Consider the following 26,285-nt stretch of genomic DNA (forward strand, 5'->3'; position numbering starts at 1 on the left):
CGCCGGGAGCCCCTCCGGTCGCCGGGATCAACAACAAACAAACCACCCAGCTGTCACAAACAGCTTGATATATACCGAAAAAACGCACCAAAGGTGAGCGAGCATCGGAGTTTGCCGCCGGGGCGCGGGCACCCGGCGTCGGGCACCGGGGGAGTTGGCTGGAAGTTACCGCGCCCGCTCTACCCGCGACTCGTCCCAGACGGGCTCGGCGGATTCATAGACCTTGCCGTCGGATCCGAAGACGAGGAAACGGTCGAAGGACTTCGCGAACCAGCGGTCGTGCGTGACGGCCAAGACCGTCCCTTCGAACGCGTCGATGGCACGCTCCAAGGCTTCGCCCGAGTGCAGGTCCAGGTTGTCGGTGGGCTCGTCCAGGAGCAGAAGCGTGGCGCCGGACAGCTGGAGGAGCAGGATCTGGAAGCGCGCTTGCTGCCCGCCCGAGAGCGACTCGTACTTCTGCTCGGCCGAGCCCACCAGCCCGTAGGAGTCGAGCGCGCCGGAAGCAGCTTCGCGGCCCAGCCCGGAACGGTGTTCGTCGCCGCGGTGCAGGATGTCCAGGAGCATCCGGCCCAACAGATCCGGACGGGAATGGGTCTGCGCGAAGAAGCCGGGACGGATCCTGGCACCCAGTTTGACGGTGCCTTCGTGCGGAACTTCGGCGATCTCGACGTCGGAAACGGGCAAGTGCTCGCGCTCCGGGTCCGTGCCGCCGGCTGCCAGGAGCCGCAGGAAGTGGCTCTTGCCCGAGCCATTGGAACCGAGCACGCCCACGCGGTCCCCGAACCAGATCTCGGTGGAGAACGGCTTCATGAGGCCGGTGAGTTCAAGCTTTTCAGCCACCACGGCGCGTTTGGCCGTCCTGCCTCCCTTGAGGCGCATGTGCACGTTCTGCTCCAGCGGCAGGGCTTCGGGCGGCCCGGCCTCCAGGAACTTGGCGAGTCGAGTCTGCGCAGCCTGGTACTTGTTGGCCATGTCCGAGCGGAATGCAGCCTTGGTCTTGTACATGATGACGAGTTCCTTGAGCTTCAGGTGCTCCTCGTCCCAGCGCTTGCGCAGTTCCTCGAAGCGCGCGTTGCGGTCAATACGCGCGTCCACATAGCTGCCGAAACCGCCGCCGTGCACCCAGGCGCCGGCACCGTTGATGCCGGGTTCAAGCGTCACGATGCGGCCCGCGGCGTTGTTGAGCAGCTCGCGGTCGTGGCTGATGAAGAAGACCGTCTTCTTGGACTCGTTGAGCTTGCTTTCGAGCCAACGCTTGCCGGGAACATCAAGATAGTTGTCCGGTTCGTCGAGGAGCAGCAGCTGATCCGGTCCGGAGAACAAGGCCTCAAGCACCAGCCGCTTCTGCTCGCCGCCCGAAAGGCTCGACGCCGGGCGGTGCTGCGCGCGGTCAAAGGGGATGCCCAGCGCGGCCATGCAGACCTCGTCCCAGACGGTCTCGACGTCGTACCCTCCCGCGTCTCCCCAGTCCACGATCGCTTGGGCGTACTGCATTTGGGTGGGCTCGTCGTCGTGCTCCATCATGGCGAGCTCGGCGTCCTCGACCGCCTTGGCGGCCGCGGCGAGGGCCGGGGGCGCGGCTGAAACGAGAAGGTCGCGCACGGTGGATTCATCGCGGACCTGGCCGACGAATTGGCGCATGATGCCCATGGTGCCGGAACGGCCCACCACTCCTTCGTCGGGGGTGAGATCGCCGGCGATGATCTTGAACAGGGTGGTCTTTCCCGTTCCGTTTGGCCCGATCAGGGCTGTTTTGCTGCCGTCCGGGACCTTGAAGGTCACGCCGTTGAGCAGCTGGGTGCCGTCGGAGAGGAAGTAGTCGATGCCTGAAACGTCAATATGGGCCACTGCCCAATCTTCCCACGGACCGCGGGGGACTCCTTAGTCGCCGGCCTTGCCCATCCAAACCTGCCGTTCGCCGGCAACGGCACCTGTGAGATACCGCTGGATTGTTGGCCCCAGCGCTTGGACGACGACGGCGTGCGGCGCCGAGGCGATGGGCTCCAGTTTGATCAGGTAGCGGGTCAGGATGAGCCCGGAAAGCTGTGACGCCACCAGGTTTCCGCGCCACGACGCCTCTTCCGCGGGCATCCCAAGGCCAGCCAGAAGCGGGTTGATAGCGCGGTTGAGGATGAACTCGCGGACCAGCGCGGCACTCCACTCGTGCTGCATCGCCGTCCGCAGAACCGCGACGCCGGCCGACCCCGCGGGTGAGTCCCAAACGGTCAGGAAGCGCGTCACCAACCTCTCCCCGACGTCCTCCCGCGGCCCGCTAAGGACAGCCGAGATGTGATCCTTGGGGTCCACGGGTGACTCGAGCGCAGCCATGAACAGCTGTTCCTTGGTGCCGAAATGATGGTTGATCATGGATGGATCCACGCCAGCCTCGGCCGCGATGGCCCGGACTGTTGCGGCGTCATATCCTTTGCGGCCGAACTGCTCGCGTGCCGCCCGGAGAACCGCGTCCCGGCTGCTCACTTGTCCCGGGCGACGACCCCTGTTCACACCGGTTTCCGGATCACGGCGGCCTTCCGGCGCGCAAAGTCCGGGGCGTGCTCCGGCCGCGGCCCGAAGGCGATCATGAGGGCTGGAAGTTTCCCGAACCAAGGCAGGTGGCGGGCGACAAAGACCACCGGACTGGGCGGGCCCGCCAACTGGCCTTTCACTGCGGGGCCGAAGACCGCTTTCTGGATGAGGAGCTGCACATTCTGGATCACCACCGTGGGGAACCAGCGCCGCTTCTGCACCGAAGCGAGATCAGCCTCGCCCAGCGTGCCCTGAAGCAATGGGCGGGCAATGCGCTGGGCCGCGGCGACGGCGTCCTGGATGGCCAGGTTGATCCCCACACCGCCCGCGGGAGACATGGCGTGGGCGGCGTCTCCAATGAGGAGGAGACCTGGTTTGTGCCATGGCTTGATCCGGTTGAGCTTCACGTCGAGCAAATGGAGATCGTCCATGGACCTGATTTCGTCCACGCGGTCCGCCAGATCCGGGCGGATGCGGGCCACACGTGCACGGAAGCTCTCCACCCCTTCGGCGCGCATTTGCGGGTCCTTGCCCTTCTCCGCGATGTAGGCGATCTGGTAGAAGTCCTTGCGGGTCAGGCTGAGGAGCACATCGGCGCCGGAGAAGCGGGGCATGATCGAGGCCAACTGTTCCTGTTCGTCCGCGCGTCGGGAGAGCCTGAACCACCAGGTGTCGAACGGCACGGGGAACTCGTGGGGGACCAGGCCTGCCTTCTGCCGGAGCACGGAGCTGCGGCCGTCGCATGCCACCGTCAACGTCGCGCGCAATTCCCCCGTCCCGGTTTCCTCTCCCGACACCGCGTCCCGGGTGCGGTACGCCACCCCGGCGACCTTCTCGCCGTCGTCGTACAGCAGATCCGTGGCCTCGGTGTTCATCCGGAGCGTGAATTGCGGCTCTTGTTGTGCGGCGTCCACCAGGAAGTTCAGGAGGTCCCACTGCGGAACCATGGCTACGTAATCGTAGGGTGGCTTGAGGCGATCGAAGTCGACCAGGGTCACTTCCGTGCCGCCCGTAGGGAGTTTGAAATTGCCGAGCTTGCTTTGGGGCAAGGCCCGGAATCCCTCGCCCAGCCCAAGCTCATCCAGGAGTCGGATGGTGGAGGCGTGGACGGTGTCGCCGCGGAAGTCGCGCAGGAAGTCGGCATGCTTTTCGAGGACGGTGACTTCGACGCCGGCCCGGGCCAGCAAGAGTCCGAGCATCACCCCAGCGGGTCCCCCGCCGGCGATAACGCACGTGGTGTTTTCAGGCTTGTTCATGGCCACTCCCGGAGTTGCACCCGACCGGAAGTCGTGTCCAGAGGGCGCCCTTAACGGCGACCCTCGCTCACATATCGCGGCCTTAACGGCGACCCTCGCTCACGTATCGCGGCTCAGCCGGCCGCGGTCAGGAACGATTTGAGCAACGGGCCGCTGGTTGTCGCACCGAGGCCGCCGTCTTCCACGAACACTGCCACTGCCAGATCTCCGTGCACTGCAACGATCCAGGCGTGCGTCTTGGGCGGGTTGTCATTTCCGAATTCGGCAGTCCCGGTCTTCGCGCCCACGGGCGCCCCCGGCACCGACGCGAGGAAACCGGCGTGGCCGGAGGTCACCACGGCCCTCATCATGTCGCCCAGCGCGGCTGCCTCCGCCGGGGTAACCGGCTTGTCGGACGCCGGCGCTGCGTCGGACGCTGCCGCGGCGGGGGACGCCGACGACGACGGCGAGCCGGACGCCGTCGGCGTGGCACCCGTGGAGGGTGAGACTGAGCCGGGGTTCAGGACGAGTTGCGGCGACACGGGCGCGCCGTGGGCCACCGAGGCGGCCATGATGGCTGCGGCGAGCGGGGAAAGCAGCACTTTGCCCTGGCCGATCATCGAAGCTGCGTGCTCGGTGCCGTCAGCGTTTCCCGGCACGGATCCCAGGAAGGCGTCGGCCCCCAGCTTCGGGGCTTGGACTGCCAATCCCAGTGAAGTTGCCGCGGATTCGAGCTGGGCTTGGCTGACCTTGTCCCGGGAACTGATGAAGGCCGTGTTGCACGAATGCGCAAAAGCGTCCCGCAAAGCAACAGAGCCGAGCGACGACACCGGATAGCCTTCGGCGTTCTTGAAGGTCCGGCCATCCACCGTAATGGTCGGCGTGCATTCAACCTTGGAATCCGGCGTCATTCCGTTGCGGATCAAGGCGAGGGAATCGACGATCTTGAACGTGGAGCCCGGCGCGTACTGGCCGAGCATTGCCGTGTTGTAGCCGTTGCTTCCGGGGCCGGAGGCCGCTGCGAGGACGGCGCCGGTGGAGGGGCGGATCGCCACAATTGCCGAGGCCGGGCCAATGCCAGTCAAGGTGTCTTCAGCGAGTTGCTGCAAGCGCGGATCCAGGGTGGTCTTCAGCGGATCGCCGGGTTTCGTGTCGGCGGCAAAAAGTACTCGGCGGGGATCCGGCTTGGCTGCCTTGATCTGGTCGTCGGTCATGCCTTGCGGCCGGGCCCTGATGGAGACTCCATCTTGGCCACGGAGCTGGGTGTCGTATTGTTCCTCCAGGCCGCCGGTCCCGACGATGTCTCCCACTTTGAGGGAACCCCCGGCCTTTTGGATCTGTTCGGCGCTTGCCTCAGCCGCGGTACCCAACACGGCGCGCGCGAAGGTGCGTGTCGGTGCCAAAGGCAGGGAATCAGGAATGCCACGGGCGCCCGGAATCGCAGCAATCTGCTGGTCCGTGATCGTCCGGCCGTCCTGACGCAGGGTGATGGCACTGACGAAGGCCTGTGGGCCGGATGCCTGGACCTGTTTCACGTACGCGGCTTCGTCCACGCTGACCAGCTGCGCGAGCTTCGCCGCCGAAGCAGCAGGATCCGCGGATCCGATCGTGGTCTTGTCGATGCCGACGTAGACCACGGGACGGTAGCTGATCAGTTTGGCGTCCCCGGCTCCGAGGATTTCAGCTCTGGCCGGAGGAGTGACCGTTTTGTCCAGGACTTCGCCGTCCTTGAGGTCCGGCTCCAAGAGCGTTGTAGTCCACTGGACGGCCCATTTGTCGCCCGATTTCTTGAGCGCGGCCTGGGAAGTGTACTTCCACTCCGCAGTTCCGATCTTCCACGTGAAGTTGAGCGGGACCGAGGCTTTGTCGCCGTCGAGCTTCACCGCGCCGCTTTCAACGGAAGGCTTGGCAGGATCGAGGGCCGCAAACACCGCCTTGAGCTGCTCGTTTGCCGCTGCGGCATCCTTGCCGTCAACGGCGAGCGATCCGACGTCGAGCGCTGCCAGAGACGACGCGAGCTGCTTGGCAGCGCCTTCCGCCCCGGCCCGGCCGTCATCACAAGCGGTCAGCGACCCAGCAATCATCAGGGCGGCAAGCCCCAGGACAATGTTCTTAGTTTTCCCCATTTGCGCCATTATGCCTTCTTGGGCCGACAGGAATGATCCAAATCACAGTACGTTGCGCTTTTGTGATGGTTCTGGAGCTCAAGAACCGGGCCGCGCGCGAACCCTACTGGCTCCGGATGATCCGGCGCTGGGTTGCCACCGCGATGGCCGCGGTCCGGTTGTCGACGCCCAGCTTGCCGTAGATGTGCACCAAATGGGTCTTGACTGTGGCCTCGGAGATAAAAAGTTGCTTCGCCATCGCACGGTTGCTCATGCCAGTGGCAAGGAGCTCCACGAGCTGGACTTCACGCGCACTCAGGGCGTGCACCGGATTACGGATCCGGCCCATGAGCCGCGCGGCTACCTCGGGCGCAAGGGCCGTCTGACCCGCTGCCGCAGACAACACGGCCTGCCGGATTTGCTCAGGTGGCGCATCTTTGAGCATGTATCCGCTCGCACCGGCTTCTACCGCGGCGAGGATGTCGGCGTCGTTATCGTACGTGGTCAGGATCAGGACCGGTGGTGGGGGAGTCCCGGCTTCACCGGCTTTGATCTTGCCGGTGGCGGTGACGCCGTCCATCCCCGAGCCCATTTGCAAGTCCATGAGAACCACGTCCACGGGTTCGCCGAGGGTATGGAGTTTCGACAGTTCCGCCAATGCAGCGCCGCCATCGGACGCTTCGGCCACCACTTGGACTCCCTCGAAGTCGGCAAGCATGGCCCGGAGCCCCGCGCGGACCACGGGATGATCATCAACCAGCAAAACCCTGATGTTGTCGGTCATGGGGACTCCTCCAGAGCTGCGTTGCCAGTACCCAGCGGCAGCCGGATTGCCACCACGGTCCCCTCGCCGGGAGCCGACTCGACGTCGAGCGCTCCATTCAGGGCCGCAAGCCGCTCGCGCAGGCTTTTGAGCCCGACGCCGGTTCCGTCACCGCGGGTTGCCGCGGCAGCGGCCGCTGCGGGATCGAAGCCCGCACCGTCGTCGAACACGTCCATGGTCACCTCGGCGTCCAAGAAGGACAGAGTGACGACGGCGGTGCTCGCGTGCGCATGTGCCCACACGTTCGCCAGGGAAGACTGAGCGGCGCGCAACAAGGTGGTCTGGTAAGGGTTGGGCAGCGGCACCGGCGTGCCCTGGAGCTCGAAGCGGCAACGCAACGTAGCTCCGCGAGCGGCGGCCTCGGCCTCGGTCTTGATGCAGAGGCGCCGCAGGGTGTCTGCCAAGGTGGACTCGTCCAGCTCCGGAGATCCTAGCCCGCGGACAAAATTGCGGGCCTCCGCAAGGTTGCTGGCTGCTGTCTCCCGGACGGTCCTGAGCCGATCGCGGGCCGCCACGTTGTCACCAGCGTCGAGGGCCTTTTCCGCCGAGCGCCCCATCAGGACGATGCTGGAGAATCCCTGCGCCAGGGTGTCGTGGATTTCGCGAGCCAGTCTTTCGCGCTCAGCCAGCACACCGGCGTCGTGCTGGCTGCGTGCAAGCTCGGCCCGGGTGCTTCGCAATTCCTCAGCGGCGAGGCGCTGGTTCTCTGCCTCGACGTAGAGCGCCCGATACGCCAGGCCGGTGACAACCGCGAAGGCTGCGCCGAAAACAGGCCCGAGGACCATGGGAAGTTGCAAGGCATCCGCCCCGGCGCCACGGTTATGGAACCACATCGCCGCGATCAGGAGTGCGGTGCTGGCAGCTATCGCGGGCAGGGCGAAGCGCCGCGGCAAGATATGCAGTTGCACGAAGAACAACGGGAAAGCTATCCACGCGAAATCCGGGCTGATGAGCATGAGTAGCAGCCACAGGAAACTCACGACGGCGAGCCACCAGCGCGCATATGGCTTCGGATCGAAACGCTCGGAATTGCCAGCGTGTCTCTTTTCGAGAACTGTTCCCAAGAGGTAGACAGCGGCCAGTAACAGCGCAAGACCGAGGCCTGTCCCGGTGGCGAAAGGCGACAGGCCCGCGATCGAAAGCCTGACGACTGCCACCAGTAGAAGCACCGCAAAACCGACGTGCAGGCTGACCCGAAGGACACGCAAAATCACAGCGGAACCGCTGGGCTGCACGGTGGCGCCCGGCTGCTGCGGCAGCGCCGGCTGCGCAGGCTGCGCGTTGGCTTGCGGCGAATCGTCTCCCTGCATGCCCTCCAGCGTAGCCTCGCTGGCCGACACTTTTACCCGGATTCCGCCGCGTTCCGGCCCAATCAACCAAACGGTTGATCCGCGGGTCAACCAAGACGATCGGATGAGTCCATCCACTTCCCGACGCGTCAAGGGCCCTCTGCCCGGAGAGTTGAAACAGGACCAGAAGATCGCCTCCGAACAAAAGGAATTCCATGTTTCTCGCCGTGCGCGACATCCGCTTCGCCAAGGGCCGCTTCGCCCTCATGGGAAGCGTCGTCGCCCTCATCACGCTCCTCCTCGTCATGCTGTCCGGGCTGACCGCGGGCCTCGGCAACCAGTCGACGTCGGCCATTGCAGCCCTCCCAGCGCAGCAAATCGTCTTCGGCGCGCCGGCCGGGGGCGAGGCCAAGGCGTCTTATACGGAATCGGAAGTCTCCAACAAACAGCTCGAAGCTTGGCGGATCCGGCCGGGTGTTGCATCTGCCGAAGCCGTGGGTATCACCCAGACGCGGTTCCAGTCCCTCGATTCCTCTAACAATGCTGCGGGCACTGCCAACGTCGCGGTCTTCGGGGCCGACGGCGGCATCTCCCCTGTGGCGGTCAAGGAAGGCGAGGTGGTGGTCGGGGAGTCCTTGGCGAAGGACCTCTCGCTCAGTACCGGGAGCCGGGTGACCGTGGGTGGCACCAGCCTGACGGTTTCGGCCATTACCCAAGACGAGTGGTATTCGCACACCGGGGTCGTCTGGACCTCCCGGGCAACCTGGCAGAAGCTCGCACATATTCCTGCCGGGGAATCGATTGGGACGGTCCTCGCGGTGACGTACGACTCCGGAGCCTCCGTGGACCTCGACGCCGCCAATGCGGTGGCCGGCACTGTCAGTGCCACCCCCAGCGGCTCGTTCCAGGCCCTCGGCTCCTACAAGAGCGAAAACGGCTCCCTAATGCTCATGCAGGCTTTCCTCTACGGCATCTCTGCGCTTGTCATCGTTGCCTTCCTGACCGTCTGGACAGTCCAGCGCACACGCGACATCGCGGTGCTCAAGGCCATGGGTGCCTCGTCCGGCTACGTAGTGCGGGACGCGCTGGTCCAAGCAGGAATCGTCCTCCTCGCCGGGGCTGGACTCGGTGGCGGCCTTGGCGTGCTGGGCGGCTCATTCGCGGCCCAGGCGGCCCCGTTCCTGGTGACTCCACTGACTACGCTCGTCCCGATTGCCGGGATCGTGCTCCTTGGGCTTGGTGGTGCGGCAGTGGCAGTACGCAGCATCACCAGAGTGGATCCGCTCATCGCCCTCGGCGGCAACTAGGCCAATCCACACGTAAACATTCCACGAAAGGCATATTCATGAACTCTGTACTAAACCTAGTCAATGTCACTCTGGAGTACCCGGACGGAGACTCCACCCTCAAGGCCCTGGACGCCGTGGATCTCCGCGTGGGCGCCGGCGAATTCTCTTCCCTCGTGGGCCCGTCCGGATCCGGAAAGTCCTCGCTTCTGGCGGTGGCGGCAACATTGGTCCGGCCGAGTTCCGGGCTCGTCATCATCGACGGCATGGATGCCACGGGACTCAAGGACGCCGAACTCACCGCCTTGCGCCGGGAAAGGGTGGGCATCATCTTCCAGCAACCCAATCTCCTGCCTTCACTGACCGCCGTCGAGCAGCTGATCATCGGCAACCGTCTCCGGGGGAAGCCCGCCGCCAAAGCACGCAAGCGCGCCACGGAACTGCTCGACGTCGTCGGGCTCGGGACTTCGCTCAACAAGAGACCGCACCAGCTCTCCGGAGGCCAGCGGCAACGCGTGAACATCGCGAGGGCGCTCATGGGCCAGCCCCGAGTGTTGCTCGTCGACGAGCCGACCGCAGCCCTGGATCACGAACGCAGTGAATCGATCGTGCGCCTCCTGCGTCAGGTCACGGACGAGTTCGCGACGGCGACCGTCATGGTCACGCACGACACCGAATTCCTGCCGCTCACCGACTCCGTCGCGACCATGCGGGACGGACGCCTCGGTTTGGGCGTCCCCGTCGGCCCACCCAACTAACCCCCGATGACAGCCTCGTCCTGGGCATCGTCATAGGCATCGCGAGCCTTGAGAATGCTGGGCACGTGGTCCTCCGCCCAAAGGCGCAAAAGAGTCAATGGTTCCAGTAAGGAAGCTCCAAGCTCGGTCAGTTCATAGTCGACGCGAGGTGGCACCTGCGCGTGGACAGTCCGGGTAATGAAACCGTCGCGCTCCAGGGTGCGAAGGGTCTGGGTCAGCACCTTGGGGGTCACCACGTGGACCATCTTGCGAAGCTCCGAGAAACGGATAGGGCCGTCCGCGAGGACCTGGACCACCAACGAGGCCCATTTGTCGCCGATGCGCTGAAAGATCACTCGGGACGGGCAATCAGGGTCGAGGACGTTTGCTGGCAGGTTATTGGTATCCATGAGGTAACTAAGTTCCTTTGAAGCTATCAGTATCAATTGGATACTGTTTTGATATTGCAAGGATAGCAACCCAAGGAGAGTCATGAAAATCGCAGTTTACGGCGCAACAGGCATGGTCGGAAGCCAGATCGTCAACGAGTCCCTCACCCGTGGCCACGAAGTCACCGCCATCTCCCGTAAAGGCTCAGGGGTTGCTGGAGCGCAGGCCCTTGCCGCCGATCTCGCTGATGGCCAGAGCTTCGCGGAGATCGCCAAAGAGCACGACGCCGTCATCCTCGCCACCGGCCCGAGCCGCACCGGCGGCGACCACGGAGAGTGGCTTGCGGCAATGGACACCGCCTACAGCAACGCCGAAGGCACTCGCCTCATGATCGTCGGCGGCGCAGGCACGCTGGAGATCGACGGCGTCCGCCTCCTCGATTCGCCGGACTTCCCTGAGGCCTACAAGGCCGAGGCAACCACCGCGGCCGCAGCCTTCGCCGCGGTCCAGGAAGCTCCCGAGAGCCTGGACTGGACCGTGCTCGCCCCCGCGCCCCTCATCCAGCCAGGTGAGCGCACGGGAAACTACTCCACTGCCAAGGATTCTCCAGCCGGCAACAGCATCTCCACCCAGGACTACGCCGTAGCCATGCTGGACGAAATCGAAACTCCGGCCCACCGCCGCGCACGCTTCACCGCGGCCAACTAACCCAACGCCCGCTCACATCTGACGGCCCATTTCCCGACGCTCCTGCAGATATCGGGAAATAACGCCGATCGCTCCTGCAGATCATCTGCAGGAGCGATCCGTCGTTTGGGCACATATGTGAGCGAGCGTCCGGGGTTTTAACGACATATGTGAGCGAGCGTCCGGAAAATTGGGCTCATATGTGAGCGAGCGTCGGGGGTGTTATGAGCCCAGGCCAAGCCCGGGTAGCCGGAGTCCGAACATGTCCCTCAAGGCATATTTAGCGGCATGGTACCCGGACATTCCTGTCACTCCAGGCCCGGGGGGCGTGGACGAGGAGCACAGGTAAACCCCTGGCAGAGGGGTCCGCCACGGTACCGGGGAGAGCACGGGACGCTGTACCAGCCCTCGAATGTCCATGAGCCCCGCACTGAAATCGCCACCCAGATAATTCGCGTTATAGTCGGCCAGGCCTGCGGCCGTCGTCGTCTTCCAGCCGACAACCACATCGCGGAAACCCGGCGCGAATTCCTCGATCCGGGACATGACCGCCTCGGCCATGTCCACAGTCGATCCCTTGGGCACGTGGCAATAGGACCAGAGAATGTGTCGTCCAGCGGGAGCGCGCCCGGGATCCACTATGGATGGCTGGGCCACGAGGACATACGGCTTCCCGGGATGCCGGCCCGCAGCTACCAGGTTCTCGGCCTCGGCCATGGCGGCACGCGTGCCACCCACGTGCACCGTCCCGGCGCTGGCTAGCCCTGGAGCCGCCCAGGGCACCGGCCCGGACAGGATGAAATCAACCTTGCACGCTGCATTCCCGAAACGGAATGTTTCCAGCGACCGCCTATAGCGAGCGGGAAGCGCTGTGCCCGCCATGCGCAGCAGTCCCGGGGGCGCGACGTCCAGCAGGATCGCCTTCGCGGGACGCAACTCTTCCAGGGAATCGATCTGCACACCGGTCTCAATCACTCCACCGTGAGCTTCGATGTCCCGGACCATGGCATCCGCTATCGCCACAGAGCCACCAACCGGGATGGGCCACCCGCCGGCATGAGCCAGCGCGCCCAGAAGGAGTCCCGCCCCCGCGGCGGCGAGCGAGGGAAGGGGCGCCACAGCGTGCGCCGCGACGCCGGTCAAGAGTGCGGGAGCCGCATCCCCGGAGAAGCGCCGGTTCCACCACGGCGAACCCTGCTCCAACGTTGCCAAGCCGAGTCTTAATGCCGCCACCGGATTGGCCGGCATCCGCAACAGCTGGTTCTCCGTCACGTCCAGTACCCCGCCCAGCCGATCCACCAACGGTCCCATCAAGCGGGCAAACGCGGCTCCATCGGCCCCGAGTTCAGAAGCGGTCCGCTCCAGCGAGCGATACGCGAGAGCTGCCCTGCCGCCGTCGAGCGGAGTTCCGTATTGGACCTCGGGCAAACGCAGCTCCACCCGCCGCTCGAGTTCAAAATCCCGGAAGAAACGCGAAGCCAAGGCCATCGGGTGGACCGCGGAGCAGACGTCGTAGACGTGCCCCGGTTCCAGCAGTTCAGCCGTCCGTGTTCCCCCACCTATCGTCTCGGCAGCCTCGTACACCCGCACAGCCAGGCCCGCTCGGGCCATGACTACCGCGGCGGCCAAGCCGTTCGGTCCGGAGCCGACGACGGCGACCTCAGCCATCGCGCTCGGCCTCGCCATGTGTGGAGGGCACTGAGTCGTGGGAAGTTTCGGACGTGTCGCCCCCGGACTGCGAGTCGGGCCCGGACTGCTCCTCCACGGAGTTCAAGGCGACGCGCCGCCAGGGCAGCACCGACGCCGCCGGACTCTTGAGGTCCACCCGGAACCAATCTTTGGCCCCGTTGAACACGCCACCGTGGGGGTCGTCCACGCCCTGGACGCGGAGGGGATCCAGGTGGGGTTCCCAGATGTCCCACGCAACCCGCAACATCAAATATGCCGTTGCGGCCATATGTAGCATCACGGCCATGACGTAGTACGGCATGTCGATGTTGTTCTGTGCCGCCCCGCCGCTGCTCGTCTGGCCCAGATACATCCACGTGGCAGCCCAATGCAACGCCTCGGCGGCCTGCCAGAGCAGGAAATCGCGCCAGCGGGGCCGGGCCAAAGCCAGCAATGGCACTAGCCAGAGCACATATTGGGGTGAATAGACCTTATTGCTCAGGATGAAGGCTGCCACTATCAGGAACGTCAACTGGGCCAACCGCGGGCGCCGTGGCGCTGTCAATGCCAATCCAGCAATCAGGACGCACGCAAGGAGGAACATGTCCATCGCCAAGGCGTTGATGGCTTCGGGGCCAAGTTTGACCAGTTGAAGGCGTTCGGCAACGAGGTTGTAGGCGAACCACAAGGAGCTGTATCCGGCCGGGCGATCACGGGTGTAGTCGAAAAAATAGCGCCAACCGGCTGGGTTAACGGCCGCGATCGGGACATTGACTGCCAGCCAAGCTGCGGCGGCAGACAGGGTGGTCACAAAGAAGCCCCGCATGCGGCCGCTTCGTAATGCCAGCAAAAAGACAGCACCAAGGATGAGCAGCGGGTACAGCTTGGTGGCCGTCCCCAAACCGATGAACAGGCCGGCCAGGACGAGACGTTCCTTTGCGAAGAAGTACATCCCCACTGCGAGCATGGCCACGGCCCACATGTCCCAATTGATGACTCCTGCTAGCACTATCCCGGGCGCCAGGGCCACCATGGCCGCGTCCCAGGGCCGGCGACGGTTGATGCGCGCGGTGGCGAGAACGACCACGATCCACATGGCCGCAATCAGGGTGGCGTTCACATCGAAGTAGCCCAGGATCCGTTCGGGGGTGGCGCCGTGGCCCGGGACCAGCCAGGCGGTAGCACCAGCTAACAGCCCCGTGATCACGGGATATTCGAAGAGGCTCTTCTGATCAAAGAACGGAAAGACGCCGTCGGCGAAGCCCCGGCTGCTGAAAAGTTCGGGGAAATCCGAGTAGCAGGTGGCGTAAAACTGTTGGGGGGTGTGCCAGCCGTTGACGCGACAATAGCCCTTGATCAGGATCGACATGAGTGCGGCAACGATCGTGAGGATGATCAGGACCCGTTCAACAGTGAAGAATCCGGGGGAGACGGCTCCAGGAAAGGACCGCCGTCCGAGGGGCCCTCCGATCAGTTCCGTGAAGTTCCGAAGCAAGGAATCACTGCGGCTGGGAACCACAAAGCGCGCACGCTTTTGCTGGATGTGCGGCTTTGTCTCCTGCATGGAATCGAGCTTACCTTCAGGCGTCGGGGCGGAAGCCCACGCATAGCCGCGTGGGCTTCCGAGGCGAACGGTCCGATGTGTGCCATCAGTCCCTCCTGAATTGCAGTGGCGGGACACTCAGCGGATGATGCCCATTTGGTGCAGGACGACGTAGACGTCTTCCCTGCGTTGGTCCAGCAGTTGTCCGTTGAAGAGGGTCTTGTCTTTGACGACGGGCTTGCTGTTGAAGACCATCAGGTCCTTGAGGCGCTTGGCCAAGGGTTCACCTCCTTTCGTTATTGAAGAGAATTGCCGGAATTCTGGCATGACAATTAAGCCCCCTGAATTCGAAGAAGACAGCAGCAGAATTGGGCGTGTGAATGCCGGGCAATGATGGGTGGATTAAGCGGATTTCTCGAATGACCGTAGACCGTACCGGAGCACGGAGTTCCGGTACGTGGTATCCAGGGGGCAGCCGTCCCCAACAAGAAGCTGGTTCCGAACTATGAGGAAACTGCGCACCACGTCAATCGCGTGATACCGCTCAATGGCAGGCCCAACTCGGAGCCTGATTGCACCTTGAACCGCCCCGAATAATCAGGGGAGGAAGTACATCAGGGGAAGTTAGGCCGCAAAACGGCGTCGAGCAGCAAAGGCCGGGGTGCCAGCAACGGTCATCTTCCATCCGCTAGTCAAAGTAATCATTTTCCCAACCTCCTTTTCTGCTTTGGCACTACCGCAGCTGACTGACTGGGTAGTGCACGCCTTAATCCCGGCGGATCGCTCTGGGACTAAAAATAAAGTTACACCATGAATCGCACTGTTGACCAGATAATTACAAAGAATTTAGAAAATTATTCTTTTACAGTCCCCAGCGAAGAATGGCAGGCGTCCGTTTGTCCCAGCCCAAGGTACAAACTTTGGCTGTTCCGAGGACAAAGTGGCGTCCTTCCCTGGCGTCCAATTCAAGCCAACGGGCCGTGAGGATCCGGGAGAAATGGCCGTGGGCGACAATCAGGACGTTGTCCATTCCAGACTCGAGGACCCGGGCAATGATCTTGTCGGCACGGGCTGCCACGGAGTCGAGCGTCTCGCCGTTGGGAACGCCGTCGGTCCAGATGAGGTAGTCCGGGTTGTCTTTGCGGATGAGATCCGAGCTGATGCCTTCGTAGTCGCCGTAGTTCCACTCCACAGCCAGCGGTTCATGAACGGCGTCGGGGAAGCCCGCCAACTCCGCGGTACGCCGGGCTCGGCGCAGGGGCGATGTCAGGACCAGGTCGAAGTCGATGCCTTCCAGGATCTTGCGAGCTTCCACGGCCTGCTGCTCGCCTTCCACCGTCAAGGGAAGGTCCGTCAAACCGGTGTATTGGCCACTCTTGGACCATTCGGTCTCCCCGTGACGCATGATCCAGAGTTGTGGCCGGGAGGGCTTGGCTGCGGGGTTCACTTAGGACTCCTCTGGTTCGGCGGTGCCTGCTTTGGCATCGACGGCTGGTTCCGATGAAAGTTCGACGGCGGACTCGGGCTGCCCGGGCCACCACGCCAGGAGCTTGGACTCCGCGTCCTCCTGGGACAGTGGACCGTTTTCCATGCGCTCTTCCAGCAGGAACTTGTAGGCGCGGCCAACCACGGGGCCGGGCTTGAGTCCCAGCAAAGCCATGATCTGCGCTCCGTCCAAGTCTGGCCGGATAGCATTGAGCGATTCCTGTTCGGCCAGGACCTCAATCCGCTGCTCAAGGTCATCGTAGGCAAAGGAGAGCCGCTCCGCCTTGCGCTGGTTACGTGTGGTGACGTCGGACCGGGTCAGTCGGTGCAGGCGCTCCAGCAATGGACCCGCATCTGCCACGTAGCGGCGGACGGCGGAATCGGTCCAGCCCGCGTCTCCGTATCCGTAGAAGCGCATGTGCAGCTCCACGAGCCGCGCCACGGCCTTGATCGTGTCGTTGTCGAAGCGCAGGGCCTTCATGCGTTTTGCGGTCAGCTTGGAGCCCACCATGTCGTGGTGGCGGAAGCTCACCGCGCCGCCCGGTTCGAAACGACGCGTCGCCGGCTTCCCGACGTCGTGCATTAACGCGGCGAAGCGCAACACGAAGTCCGGACCCGGCACCGGACCGTCCGGACCGGTCTCGAGTGACGCGGCCTGCTCCAGGACCTGCAGGGAGTGCTGGTAGACGTCCTTGTGCCGGTGGTGCTCATCGGCTTCAAGGCGCAGCGCAGAAACCTCGGGGAGGACGAATTCGGCCAGTCCGGTATCCACCAAGAGGTCGATGCCCGCCCGTGGATGCGCACCGTTAATGAGCTTGACGAGCTCCTCGCGCACGCGTTCGGCGGAAATGATCTTGATCCGCTCGGCCATGCCGGACATCGCGAGGCGGACGTCGTCGTGCACTGCAACGCCAAGCTGCGCTGCAAAGCGGGCAGCGCGCATCATCCGAAGGGGATCATCGGAGAATGACGATTCGGGGGCTCCCGGGGTGGCGAGGACCGAGGCATGGAGATCGCGGACCCCTCCGAACGGATCCACGAGCTCCAGGGAGGGCAGCCGGAGTGCCATGGCGTTGATGGTGAAGTCGCGGCGGAGGAGGTCGTCCAGCAGGGACGAGCCGAAGGCTACTGCGGGCTTGCGGGAATCGGCGTCGTAGGCCTCGGCGCGGTACGTGGTGATCTCAATCTGGAACCCGGACTTCTTCATCCCGATGGTTCCAAAGGCGCGGCCGATCTCCCAGAAATTGTCAGCCCACCTCTTGATGATGGAAAGGGTCTGGTCCGGAGTGGCGTCAGTGGTGAAATCCAGGTCCGGCGAGACACGGCCCAAAAAGAGGTCCCGCACCGGCCCGCCAACCAGCGACAGTTCGAATCCAGCGTCCACAAACCGCTGACCGAGGTCCAGGACCACTGGATCCATCTGGAAATTAACTGAAGAACTGTCCAATACTTGCGCCATAGTTCCTTAAGCTTGTCAGATTTCGCCGCGCCATCACACCGGATCCTTGTCATTGCGCTGCGATTGCGTGGCGACGGCACCGGGATCACGGCCGAACGCCATCCGCACGTCACCGTGAGTCCATGTCCCGGTCATCACCAACGGGCAAGAGTCGTTAGAGTGGACTTCATGGCCAACCCGATCCCGAGTGCTCCTGGCAGGAGGACGAACGCACCATTGCCGTCGGCAATTGGTGCCCACGTCGCGCCCGCTCCGCACCCGGCCCAGGCCGCCCTTCCGACCGTGGAGGAAGTCTCCGCCGGCGGCGTCGTAGTAGACACCTCCGACGGCGAACTGAGGGTTGCGATCATCGCCCGCCTTAATAGGGGTGGCCGACTCGAGTGGTGCCTGCCGAAGGGGCATCCGGAAGGCAAGGAAAACAACGAGGAAGCAGCCGTCCGCGAGATTGCTGAAGAGACCGGAATCGAAGGCAACGTCCTCGCTCCTCTCGGCAGCATCGACTATTGGTTCACCGTGAGCGGGCACCGCGTCCACAAAACCGTGCACCATTTCCTCCTGCGCGCCACGGGCGGAGAACTGACCATCGAGAACGATCCCGATCAAGAGGCCATCGATGCCGCTTGGGTTCCCCTCCAGGAATTGGCCCGCAAGCTGTCCTTTCCCAATGAGCGGCGCATCGCCGATCTTGCCCGCGAAGTCCTGCCCGAACACCTCTAACGCGGCCATTCCTACCGTCTGACGCCGGTTTGACGCAACAGGCAGCCCGGCTCATGGGACGATAATGACAATGTCTGCCGCCAAAACAACCCAGTCAGTCCAGTCCGGAGAAACCCGTTCCAGCGCCGTCATGGCCGCCGGGACGCTCGTTTCACGGTTCCTCGGCTTCGCCAAAACCTGGATGCTTGGCGCCGCACTGGGCCTGGGATCGACGGTCAACGACACCTTCATCAACGCCAACAACCTGCCCAACCTGATCTTCCTCCTGGTGGCGGGCGGCGTGTTCAACGCTGTACTGGTCCCGCAAATCATCAAAGCAAGCAAGGGCCCGGACCGCGGCGCGGACTACATCAGCCGGCTCCTGACCTTGGCCGTGCTGGTTCTCTTGACGCTGACGGCGCTGGTCACGCTGGCCGCGCCGATGGTCATCGACCTCACCACCCAGGGCTATTCACCCCAGCAGAAATCGCTGGCCGTAACCTTCGCGTTCTATTGCCTGCCGCAGATCTTCTTCTACGGTTTGTATGCGTTGCTGACCCAGGTCCTCAACGCCAACGGCGCCTTCGGCCCCGCCATGTGGGCGCCGATCCTGAACAACGTGGTGGCCATCGCCGGACTGGGCATGTTCATCTGGATCCTCGGCGCCAACAACACCAACCCGCACACCTTGGACAATTGGGGGCCTTTCCAGACCTTCCTGATCGCCGGATTCTCCACCGTCGGCGTGCTCGCACAAACCGCCATACTCCTCGTCCCGGTGATCCGCCTGCGGCTCGGGCTCCGGCCGCGATTCGGCTGGCGGGGCGTGGGACTGGGCCAGGCAGCAAAACTGAGCGTCTGGACGCTCCTGACCGCCGCCGTCGGGCAGCTCGCTTTCCTTTACGTCATGAGGATCGCCACGATTCCCGGCTCCGAGCGGCTTCGGCTGGAACACGCGCAAGACCCGGCGGCCGCCACCCTCCCCGGCAACGCGGTCCTGGAAGTCGCCAGCCAGCTGTACCTGCTGCCGCACTCGATCATTGCGTTGTCGCTCGCCACGGTGCTCTTCAACCGCATGGCCCACGCATCCCAGGCCGGCAATAAGGCCGAGCTGCGCGAAGCCCTTTCGCACGGGCTGCGGACCATGGCCGTCGCCACTGTCTTCGGGGCACTGGCGCTGTTCGCCCTCGCCGGACCGCTGGGCATGTTCTTCTCAGGGGGCAAACCCCAGGACGGCGTCATGCTGGCCCAGACGCTGACGATCCTTGCGCTGAGCACGCCGTTCATGAGCGCCAACTTCATGATGTCCCGCGTCTTCTACGCCAACGAAGACGCCCGAACCCCTTTCTACATCCAGCTCATACTGGCCCTGCTCAACGTTGTGGGCGCGTTCATCATCCAGTTCCTGCCGGTGGGCCAGATCATCTTCGCGATCGCCGTCCTGTACACGCTCGGCAACATCCTTTCCGTGGTCATCAGCGTGTGGTTCCTGCGACGCCTCCTCGGCCATGTGGACGGCCCGCGGATCGCAAACTCGTACATTCGCATGGGCTACGCCGCCTTGGGTTCGGCGATCGCCGGCGCCTTGGCCTTGTGGCTTCTGGGCAGCTATCACGCTGACGGCTTCGCCTGGAGCAGCAGGCCTGCCGCTTTGGTGACGGTAGTCGTCGTCGGGCCCGTCATGCTGCTTGCATATCTGCTGCTGCTACGCGTCTTCCACGTCAGCGAACTGCGCGATTTGCTCCGGCCGGTGCTGGGCCGGCTCGGCCGCGGCGTTCCGGTCGCGCCAGCGCCATCCGCGGGCGAAAAGCAGCCCCCGACGGCGGTCCGCGCCACAGTGTCCGACGACACCGGGCTCATTCCACGCATCTCGGGCGAGTTCGACGCAGCATCCTTCCGCGCTGGCCCCGCCTTGCAAACCATCCCCTCCAAGGACGGGTGGGATGCCGGGCAGGATCCTGATCATCTTGCCGATGGCGGCATTGCGGAGGCGAAGGATAAAGTGGACGCTTGGTCCGACATCGAAAAGTCATATCTGCCGGATGAAGACATCCCCAGCACCGCACAAGGGGGCGCAGGCCGCCCCGGGATCCCGTTGCCTGGCCGCCGCACCTATCAGGGGACGCTGGGAAACAACCCTTATTTCCGCGGTGGACCGCGCCGCAAAAGGTGACGCATCCTCGCAAACCGGGAGCCGGAACGGCCCAATCCGCTAGGATCAGAAACTAATACAGGTAGTTGCAGACCACGGGTCACCCGGCTGGCCGGATCCCGTATTCAGGACCCGCAGCTTCCGGACAGTCCATAGGAGGAACCCGTGTCCCACCCGATCGATGTCGGATCAGTGCTTGGCGGCCGCTACAAAGTCACAGCCACCGTGTTGACTTCGCACGACCAAGATCTGGTGCTCGACGGCGTGGACCAGGTCCTCAACAGACCTGTCAGCATCCTCGTGGCCGGCCCCGGGAACGCCGAGCAGGTTGCCAAGAGCGCACGCGAGGTAGCCACTGGCGAACGGCCCGGGCATGTCCAGATCCTCGATCTCGGAGTCAGCGACAGCACCACGTACCTCATCACCAACCACAGCAGCGCTCCTGATCTGCTGGACCTCGTGGTGGCCACCAACCCGCCGTATGTAGAGCCGTTCTTCACGGACACGCTGGGCAGCGAGATCTTCGGCCAGGCCCGGTCCCACGAACCCGAGACCTACGACGGACTGTACGACGACGAAGAGCACGACGCCGAGTACATCAGCTACGACGATGTCGAGCCCAATCCCGCCGGCGAATCGCTGCCGGCTGCCGAGGCACCTGTGGACCCGCGCCGCCCGGTGGTTCCTCCCATGCCGGCCAGCCGTCCAGCGTCGGCCCCTGGGGGCATTGGTTCCCGCATCGCTGCCGCAGCAGCGGGAGCAGGGGCGGCAGCCGCGGCCGCCGTAAAGGGTACCGGCAAGTCAAACAGCGAAGAAGGCCAGGCCGCACCTTCGGGGACGCCCGCGTCCGCTCCGTCTGCCCCGTCTGGCCCCACCGCCCCGTTGAACCGGACCACAGAGTCGAACCGGACCGCCGAGTCGAGCCGGACCGCCCCCCAGCAAATCCAGCCGGCGCCCGCCACGCAGGCTGTTCCGGCGTCCGCCCCTCCGGCGCCTACCTCCGCGAACCCTGCCCAGGAATCCAAAGTCTCTCTCTGGTCCGAAGACGACTATGGCTTCATTAACGACGACGCCGGCTCCCGCGGTGCGGGCGCTTCCCGCGATGCGGCCGCTGCCACCGGCGGGTACAGCAGAGGAGCATCGAGCTTCCCGGTCACAGCGCGTGAGCAAGCAGAGCCCCTCGACGAGGACGAATACTACGACGAGGAACCGGTTCGCGAGCCCCGTTCCTTCCGATGGCTTGTAGGTGGCGTCCTCGCCGCTGTCTTGATCGTGGGTTTGATTCTGGCTGTCACCAACCTCGGCAACCTCATCCCCGGCGGCTCTCCCGCGGCCAAGCAGTCCGCCACAGGGACTCAAACGGGAACTGGACAGCCGAGTAGCAGTGCCTCGGCAACTGCGGTCGCAGCGCCGCCGGTGATTGATGGAGTCACTCGTATGGGCGATTTCGAATTCGCCGCGACCTACGACAAAGACTTGGTCAAGGCCTACGACGGAAATGCCGCGAGTTACTGGTCGGACATGGAGTTCGCCACCGCGGACTGGGGTGGACTCGCACCTGATGGAGTCTCGTTGCTCGTCAAGCTCAAGGCACCCTCACAAGTGTCGTCCGTCACCTTGAGCCAGTTGGGCGCTTCCGGTGGAAACATCAGCGTTTACACCAATGATCGTCCGGCTATGGACGGCGCCAAGTTGGTGGGCACCAACAGCTTCACCTCACCGGAGCTCACTATGCCGCTCAGCGCCCCTGTAACCGCCCAGTACGTGATTATCTCCATCAAGTCCCTGCCCAAGCTGACCGCGCCCAAGACGCGCTACGGGTTCGGCCTGCGCCTTGCGGAGATCAAGGTCCAGTAGTCGACGGCGGGCGACCCCTTCGGCCGCGTGTGACAGTTTCGGGCGCTTGCGGCTGTTTCGGGCGCTTGCGTCCAGGGGGACCGTCAACTCCGGTAACGGAGTCTTCGCCCTTCCATGCCCTGCACTACCAGCAGGTACCCTGAATGGTGGTGGATATTAGGGTCCCCGGAAACATCGGAATATTCCGCGCCGCCATAGGGTTGTGCCATGTGGCCGGCCGCAAGGATCCGGTGCATCGACTAAGGAAGAGGTTCACCCAACAGTGAGCAACGCAGAAAACACCGCGTCCAACGTACGTGATGTCATCATCGTAGGCTCCGGTCCTGCCGGTTACACGGCGGCCGTCTACACGGCACGCGCCAACATGAACCCGCTGCTCATCGCCGGTTCCGTGACTGCCGGTGGCGAACTGATGAACACAACAGACGTCGAGAACTACCCGGGTTTCCCCGAAGGCGTCATGGGACCTGATCTCATGGAGAGCTTCGAAAAGCAGGCGGCACGCTTTGGAACTGAAATTCAGTTTGAGGATGTCACCGAACTGGACCTCGACGGCGACATCAAGACCGTGACCATCGGCACGGGGGAGACCTTCAAGGCACGCGCCATCATCCTGTCCACGGGCTCCGCATACCGTGAGCTCGGCCTCGAGAATGAAAAACGTCTTTCTGGCCACGGCGTGAGCTGGTGTGCAACCTGTGACGGTTTCTTCTTCAAGGATCAGGACATCGCAGTGATCGGTGGCGGCGACTCTGCCATGGAGGAAGCACTCTTCCTCACGAAGTTCGCCAAGTCGGTGACCGTGGTACACCGCCGCGACACCCTCAAGGCTTCCAAGATCATGGGTGACCGTGCCCAGTCCCACGAGAAGATCAACTTCGTGTGGAACACCGCCGTCGAGGACGTCATCGGTGGGGACAAGGTGACTGGCCTGAAGCTGAAGAACCTCGTCGACGGCACCGAGTCCGAACTCGCCGTCACTGGCGTTTTCGTGGCCATCGGCAACGATCCCCGCACGGAACTCGTGAAGGGAAAACTGGAGCTCGCCCCTGAAGGCACCATCGCCGTCGAGGGCCGCAGCTCGAAGACCAACATCAAGGGCGTCTTCGCCGCCGGCGACGTCGTGGACCCCACCTACCGTCAGGCCATCACCGCCGCCGGTTCCGGTTGTGTCGCGGCCTTGGACGTCGAGCACTATCTTGCAGACCTGCACGCCTAATCGGCACAGCAGCCATCCATTCGAAGGGAAAGAATTATGAGCAACGCTAAAAACGTTACCGACGCCAGTTTCAGCACCGACGTCCTGGCCGCTGAAAAGCCGGTCATTGTGGACTTCTGGGCAGAGTGGTGCGGCCCGTGCCGCAAGTTGGGTCCGATCCTCGACGAGATCTCGGTTGAATACGGAGACAAGGTTGACGTCGTCAAGCTGAATGTCGACGACAACCCGGCCATCGCCGCGGAGTACGGCATCACGTCCATTCCGGCGGTCTACCTCTTCAGTGGGGGAGAAGTGAAGAGCACAGTTATCGGTGCCAAGCCGAAGCAGTTCTTCGAGAAGGAATTTGAATCCGTCCTGTCCTAGGACGTCAGGCGCCCCTCTAGCGGTCGCTTCTGATTCGGCCGGTGGTTTTCGCTGTTGAGCGAGGACCGCCGGCTTTTTCGTGCCTTGGGTGCAGGTTCCTGGGGTTCGTGGTCTCCCTGCTGGTGCTGATCGTCAGAGGTACTAATAGGCCTATGGAAGGGCCGTTACTGTTCTGGGACTCTCGTTCCCGTTTCTGAACCTTTTTCGATTTCAACAGACGCAAATCTTCTAGGCACGCCCCAGCGAGGCCTGAGAATTGTTCCATGCGCGGAACATGGCTGGGATCAGGGCAGTTCACCGGCTAGCAGTCATTACCTTGAGCACGGATTTGGGGGACACTTTGCCCTGTTGATTCTTTGAGTCGTTGCTGATGCCGAGGACTCCACTCGCTTGCATCGTTTCCCTGTTCGATGGCAAAGACGAGGTATTGGATTCGTCTGTTTCACGTGAAACAGAGTTGACCGTGAGTGGGATGCGGTGTCGAGCATGGTTTCGAACTCAGTTCCACGCCGATTCTTGCGCGCGCTCAGCGAATGCACTGTTTCACGTGAAACACGGCTACCTGAGCGACATGCCCCGAAATGCACTTTAGTATTCGTATTCAGAATGGGGCAATCATGCGACAAATCGCATTGCGTGGTTTCACGTGAAACCGTCTGAGCGGTTGCGGCTCGTTGATGTGGCTACAGAACGTGGAGGTGGTTGAGATCGTTGATGTGTTACGGGTCGTCGCGGTGGTTTCCGCCGCTACTGATCTTGTACTGATTTCAGCCGCTCCCGCCCCATTGAACCCCGCGAACGCCCCTCCTCGTCGGTTGCTTGTTCTGGGGTCAACTCCTCGCTAGTCCGAGATGACGGATCCAGGGCCCCTCCTCACTGCCCGGTATGGGAATCGTGTGCGCCCCTTCATGCCCGATGTTTCACGTGAAACGCGATGCCAGCGCGGGGCCCGGTACCACGGGTTCTCTGCATCGGCTCGACACGGACTAAGTTGCCGGAGTCAATCGCGCTAGACCAGTGCCGGCGGCGCCTGGTGCAGCGGCTTGTACACCGCATCTAACACAGCGAGTTCGAACCCACTGGACGCGAGTTCATCAGGCAAACTTCCCGGCATCTCGAGCCCTCCAAGCACAGTCCACCTCGTTACTTGCCGTCGCGGCTAGATCTTTTGAAGAGTGCCCAGGCCGGGACCAGGGTGGCGATCCTCTGCTCGGCGATGCCATCTTCGAGTCCGGGAGTCCCACGCCTACTCACCCCGTTGGTTGTGCTGATGCTCTAGGCTGCCGTCCGACCCACGGCACCGGATTGGAACTCTTCGTCAGACGCCGTCAAATTCCACGCAACGCACCGTCACGCGAGTATGCCACGTGTCACCGCCTGCCCAAGTTTCGAGCGTTGGGAAGGAGCACTCGTCTATCCAATCAATTGAGGTTGTTTCAACCGACCGTAATCGCCTCGGCCGTCAACAGCCGGTCTATACGGCCATCCAGGGACATCTGCGGTTCTCGGATGCAGTTCGACTCGCCGGATACACGTAGATTGTGTGGAAGGCCGCGGACTGTACATCAATCGGGGAGGAGCCACCCGATGCTCAGGCTCGACGATCCTGTCTAGTGCTTGTCCTCTGGCACCGCGAGTCTCGCGGGGCGCTGCCGCATAGACACCTGCGTCTCACCTACGCCGGGAAAGTGACAACTGAAACTCGCGGCGTCTGCACGCCCTAGATTTCGGAGTGAGCCGTACTGGCAGACTCATACAGTTCCGTGCGGTGGCTCAGAGTATGCCGTCCGCAAGAGCCATTGAAGGAGTCGAGGCAGGCGCCGTCAGGCCGCCCGCAGGGATCGGAGCCGGAGCCCATGACCAGGGGTCACACAGCACGGGGATCCCGCACAGCAAACATCCACTGCACGGCAGCCGTGGGACAAGCAGGCCATCTTCCCCCTCAATTTCCACGGCGACGGGCTATTCGGCGATCGAATCTCGCTTTCAGGAGTAGGTCGACCCTGACGGTGGTGGTCACCCTTTCGAAAGGTGTGCCGCGATAGTGAGATCGTCCTCGCAAACCAGCAAGCGGTCCGTGCTGAATCAGCGCGGACCACACCTCCCAGAACCTATCGACGCAGCCTTCTGCCTCAGTTCCCACGGCCGAAAACCAGGCCGGAGCCAGGTTCAAGACAGCGCCGAATTCCAGTCTGTACCTCGATGATCATGGCCCGATGTTTAGTCCTGAATCACGGTGCCGGGCCGGGACACAACGCGCTCTCCAATCACTCATGGCCGCGGACGTTGGTAGAACCTGCGCCTCGCTCCCAGGCCACCGAGCTCCCAAACGAAGGCAGCGTGGTAGCAACACCGGCCACGGTACGACGATCATTCAGGCACGAGAGAACCGCCGCCGTCGCATCAGCCCTTGGGAGAGCCACCCGCAGCCGGCCCCCTTGAGTTTGAATCTCCCAGACCTGACGCAAGTAGGGGTGCGCAAACTCGCGCGTAAGAACGCTAGGACCTGGCCGGGTTGGAAGAGTGGGCAGGTATGACATGGAGCGCGCGGGCCTACGCCAAAGTACCGAGAGACGATTGTGTGTCCGGGGATCGTGGGCAGACCGATCGTTCAAATGCGTGAATATCGGATGGCGACACCGATAGGTGAGAGTCCGCATGGGGCGGTCGGCCAGAAGTTCCCCCACAGTCCATACCGCTCAAAATGCTGACTGAGATTCGGCTCGGCACCGGCGTCCGTTGCTTCAATATCGGTCGATAGGCGA

At 63.4% G+C, this 26,285-nt stretch carries 20 protein-coding genes; 8 read left to right on the forward strand and 12 right to left on the reverse strand.

The genetic code is table 11. The annotated features are described in order from the left end of the window. Positions 1 to 165: 165 nt before the first annotated feature. The 6 genes from NFJ07_RS23560 to NFJ07_RS23585 form a co-directional block, all read right to left on the reverse strand. On the reverse strand, positions 166 to 1,848 hold the full coding sequence (locus NFJ07_RS23560) for an ABC-F family ATP-binding cassette domain-containing protein (RefSeq protein WP_269998338.1): 1,683 nt from the start codon (positions 1,846 to 1,848) through the stop codon (positions 166 to 168). 33 nt (positions 1,849 to 1,881) lie between these two features. Then, positions 1,882 to 2,478: a TetR/AcrR family transcriptional regulator gene (locus NFJ07_RS23565; RefSeq protein ID WP_269998340.1), complete on the reverse strand. Its 597-nt coding sequence runs from the start codon at positions 2,476 to 2,478 to the stop codon at positions 1,882 to 1,884. A gap of 23 nt (positions 2,479 to 2,501) precedes the next feature. Then, positions 2,502 to 3,782: an FAD-dependent oxidoreductase gene (locus tag NFJ07_RS23570; protein WP_269998342.1), complete on the reverse strand. Its 1,281-nt coding sequence runs from the start codon at positions 3,780 to 3,782 to the stop codon at positions 2,502 to 2,504. A gap of 113 nt (positions 3,783 to 3,895) precedes the next feature. Beyond that, positions 3,896 to 5,887 carry a penicillin-binding transpeptidase domain-containing protein gene (locus NFJ07_RS23575; RefSeq protein WP_269998344.1) on the reverse strand — a complete coding sequence of 664 codons (1,992 nt, stop codon included), beginning with the start codon at positions 5,885 to 5,887 and terminating at the stop codon, positions 3,896 to 3,898. 103 nt (positions 5,888 to 5,990) lie between these two features. Beyond that, positions 5,991 to 6,650: a response regulator gene (locus tag NFJ07_RS23580; protein ID WP_269998346.1), complete on the reverse strand. Its 660-nt coding sequence runs from the start codon at positions 6,648 to 6,650 to the stop codon at positions 5,991 to 5,993. Then, complete coding sequence (locus NFJ07_RS23585; protein WP_269998347.1) at positions 6,647 to 7,999, reverse strand: sensor histidine kinase; 1,353 nt, start codon at positions 7,997 to 7,999, stop codon at positions 6,647 to 6,649. The genes NFJ07_RS23580 and NFJ07_RS23585 overlap by 4 nt, the downstream gene beginning before the upstream one ends. A 194-nt stretch (positions 8,000 to 8,193) precedes the next feature. Between NFJ07_RS23585 and NFJ07_RS23590 the strand changes: the two genes are divergently transcribed. Both NFJ07_RS23590 and NFJ07_RS23595 read left to right on the forward strand, forming a co-directional pair. Continuing rightward, positions 8,194 to 9,285 (forward strand): ABC transporter permease, encoded by a 1,092-nt coding sequence (locus tag NFJ07_RS23590; protein ID WP_269998348.1) that lies wholly within the window; start codon positions 8,194 to 8,196, stop codon positions 9,283 to 9,285. Between the two features lie 38 nt (positions 9,286 to 9,323). Continuing rightward, entirely contained in the window at positions 9,324 to 10,022 is a 699-nt protein-coding gene (locus NFJ07_RS23595) for an ABC transporter ATP-binding protein (RefSeq protein ID WP_269998349.1), read from the forward strand. On the opposite strand, the gene NFJ07_RS23600 is transcribed toward NFJ07_RS23595, so the two are convergent. Then, positions 10,019 to 10,411 (reverse strand): winged helix-turn-helix transcriptional regulator, encoded by a 393-nt coding sequence (locus NFJ07_RS23600; RefSeq protein WP_269998350.1) that lies wholly within the window; start codon positions 10,409 to 10,411, stop codon positions 10,019 to 10,021. The genes NFJ07_RS23595 and NFJ07_RS23600 overlap by 4 nt on opposite strands. An 82-nt stretch (positions 10,412 to 10,493) precedes the next feature. Between NFJ07_RS23600 and NFJ07_RS23605 the strand changes: the two genes are divergently transcribed. Further along, positions 10,494 to 11,099, forward strand: coding sequence for an NAD(P)-dependent oxidoreductase (locus NFJ07_RS23605; protein ID WP_269998352.1), 606 nt, complete (start codon positions 10,494 to 10,496; stop codon positions 11,097 to 11,099). Positions 11,100 to 11,300: 201 nt separating this feature from the next. Here NFJ07_RS23605 and NFJ07_RS23610 read toward each other — a convergent pair whose 3' ends face one another. The 5 genes from NFJ07_RS23610 to NFJ07_RS23630 all read right to left on the reverse strand — a co-directional run bounded on the left by NFJ07_RS23610 (position 11,301) and on the right by NFJ07_RS23630 (position 17,233). Further along, complete coding sequence (locus tag NFJ07_RS23610; protein ID WP_269998353.1) at positions 11,301 to 12,746, reverse strand: phytoene desaturase family protein; 1,446 nt, start codon at positions 12,744 to 12,746, stop codon at positions 11,301 to 11,303. Next, positions 12,739 to 14,310 carry a glycosyltransferase family 87 protein gene (locus tag NFJ07_RS23615; protein ID WP_269998355.1) on the reverse strand — a complete coding sequence of 524 codons (1,572 nt, stop codon included), beginning with the start codon at positions 14,308 to 14,310 and terminating at the stop codon, positions 12,739 to 12,741. Before NFJ07_RS23615 ends, NFJ07_RS23610 begins: the two co-directional genes overlap by 8 nt. A 117-nt stretch (positions 14,311 to 14,427) precedes the next feature. Beyond that, positions 14,428 to 14,568, reverse strand: coding sequence for a hypothetical protein (locus NFJ07_RS23620; RefSeq protein WP_234752948.1), 141 nt, complete (start codon positions 14,566 to 14,568; stop codon positions 14,428 to 14,430). Positions 14,569 to 15,151: 583 nt separating this feature from the next. Then, on the reverse strand, positions 15,152 to 15,736 hold the full coding sequence (locus tag NFJ07_RS23625) for a histidine phosphatase family protein (protein WP_269998356.1): 585 nt from the start codon (positions 15,734 to 15,736) through the stop codon (positions 15,152 to 15,154). Then, positions 15,737 to 17,233 (reverse strand): CCA tRNA nucleotidyltransferase, encoded by a 1,497-nt coding sequence (locus NFJ07_RS23630; protein WP_269998357.1) that lies wholly within the window; start codon positions 17,231 to 17,233, stop codon positions 15,737 to 15,739. A gap of 216 nt (positions 17,234 to 17,449) precedes the next feature. On the opposite strand from NFJ07_RS23630, the gene NFJ07_RS23635 reads away from it, so the two are divergent. The 5 genes from NFJ07_RS23635 (at position 17,450) to trxA (ending at position 23,520) form a co-directional block, all read left to right on the forward strand. Then, positions 17,450 to 17,950, forward strand: a complete 501-nt coding sequence (locus tag NFJ07_RS23635; RefSeq protein ID WP_059388857.1) for an NUDIX hydrolase — start codon at positions 17,450 to 17,452, stop codon at positions 17,948 to 17,950. 70 nt (positions 17,951 to 18,020) lie between these two features. Next, a complete protein-coding gene (gene murJ / locus NFJ07_RS23640; protein WP_269998377.1) occupies positions 18,021 to 20,102 on the forward strand; it encodes a murein biosynthesis integral membrane protein MurJ in 2,082 nt (693 codons plus the stop codon). A 144-nt stretch (positions 20,103 to 20,246) separates the two neighbouring features. Continuing rightward, the gene (locus NFJ07_RS23645) at positions 20,247 to 21,938 is read left to right on the forward strand and encodes an ABC transporter substrate-binding protein (protein WP_269998358.1); all 1,692 of its coding nucleotides are present in this window, start codon (positions 20,247 to 20,249) and stop codon (positions 21,936 to 21,938) included. Between the two features lie 262 nt (positions 21,939 to 22,200). Then, positions 22,201 to 23,157, forward strand: a complete 957-nt coding sequence (gene trxB, locus NFJ07_RS23650; protein ID WP_269998359.1) for a thioredoxin-disulfide reductase — start codon at positions 22,201 to 22,203, stop codon at positions 23,155 to 23,157. 36 nt (positions 23,158 to 23,193) lie between these two features. Further along, a complete protein-coding gene (trxA, locus tag NFJ07_RS23655) occupies positions 23,194 to 23,520 on the forward strand; it encodes a thioredoxin (RefSeq protein WP_078107075.1) in 327 nt (108 codons plus the stop codon). The last annotated feature ends 2,765 nt before the right edge of the window (positions 23,521 to 26,285 follow it).

The organism is Arthrobacter sp. B2a2-09 (genome assembly GCF_027587375.1).
GTDB lineage: Bacteria > Actinomycetota > Actinomycetes > Actinomycetales > Micrococcaceae > Arthrobacter.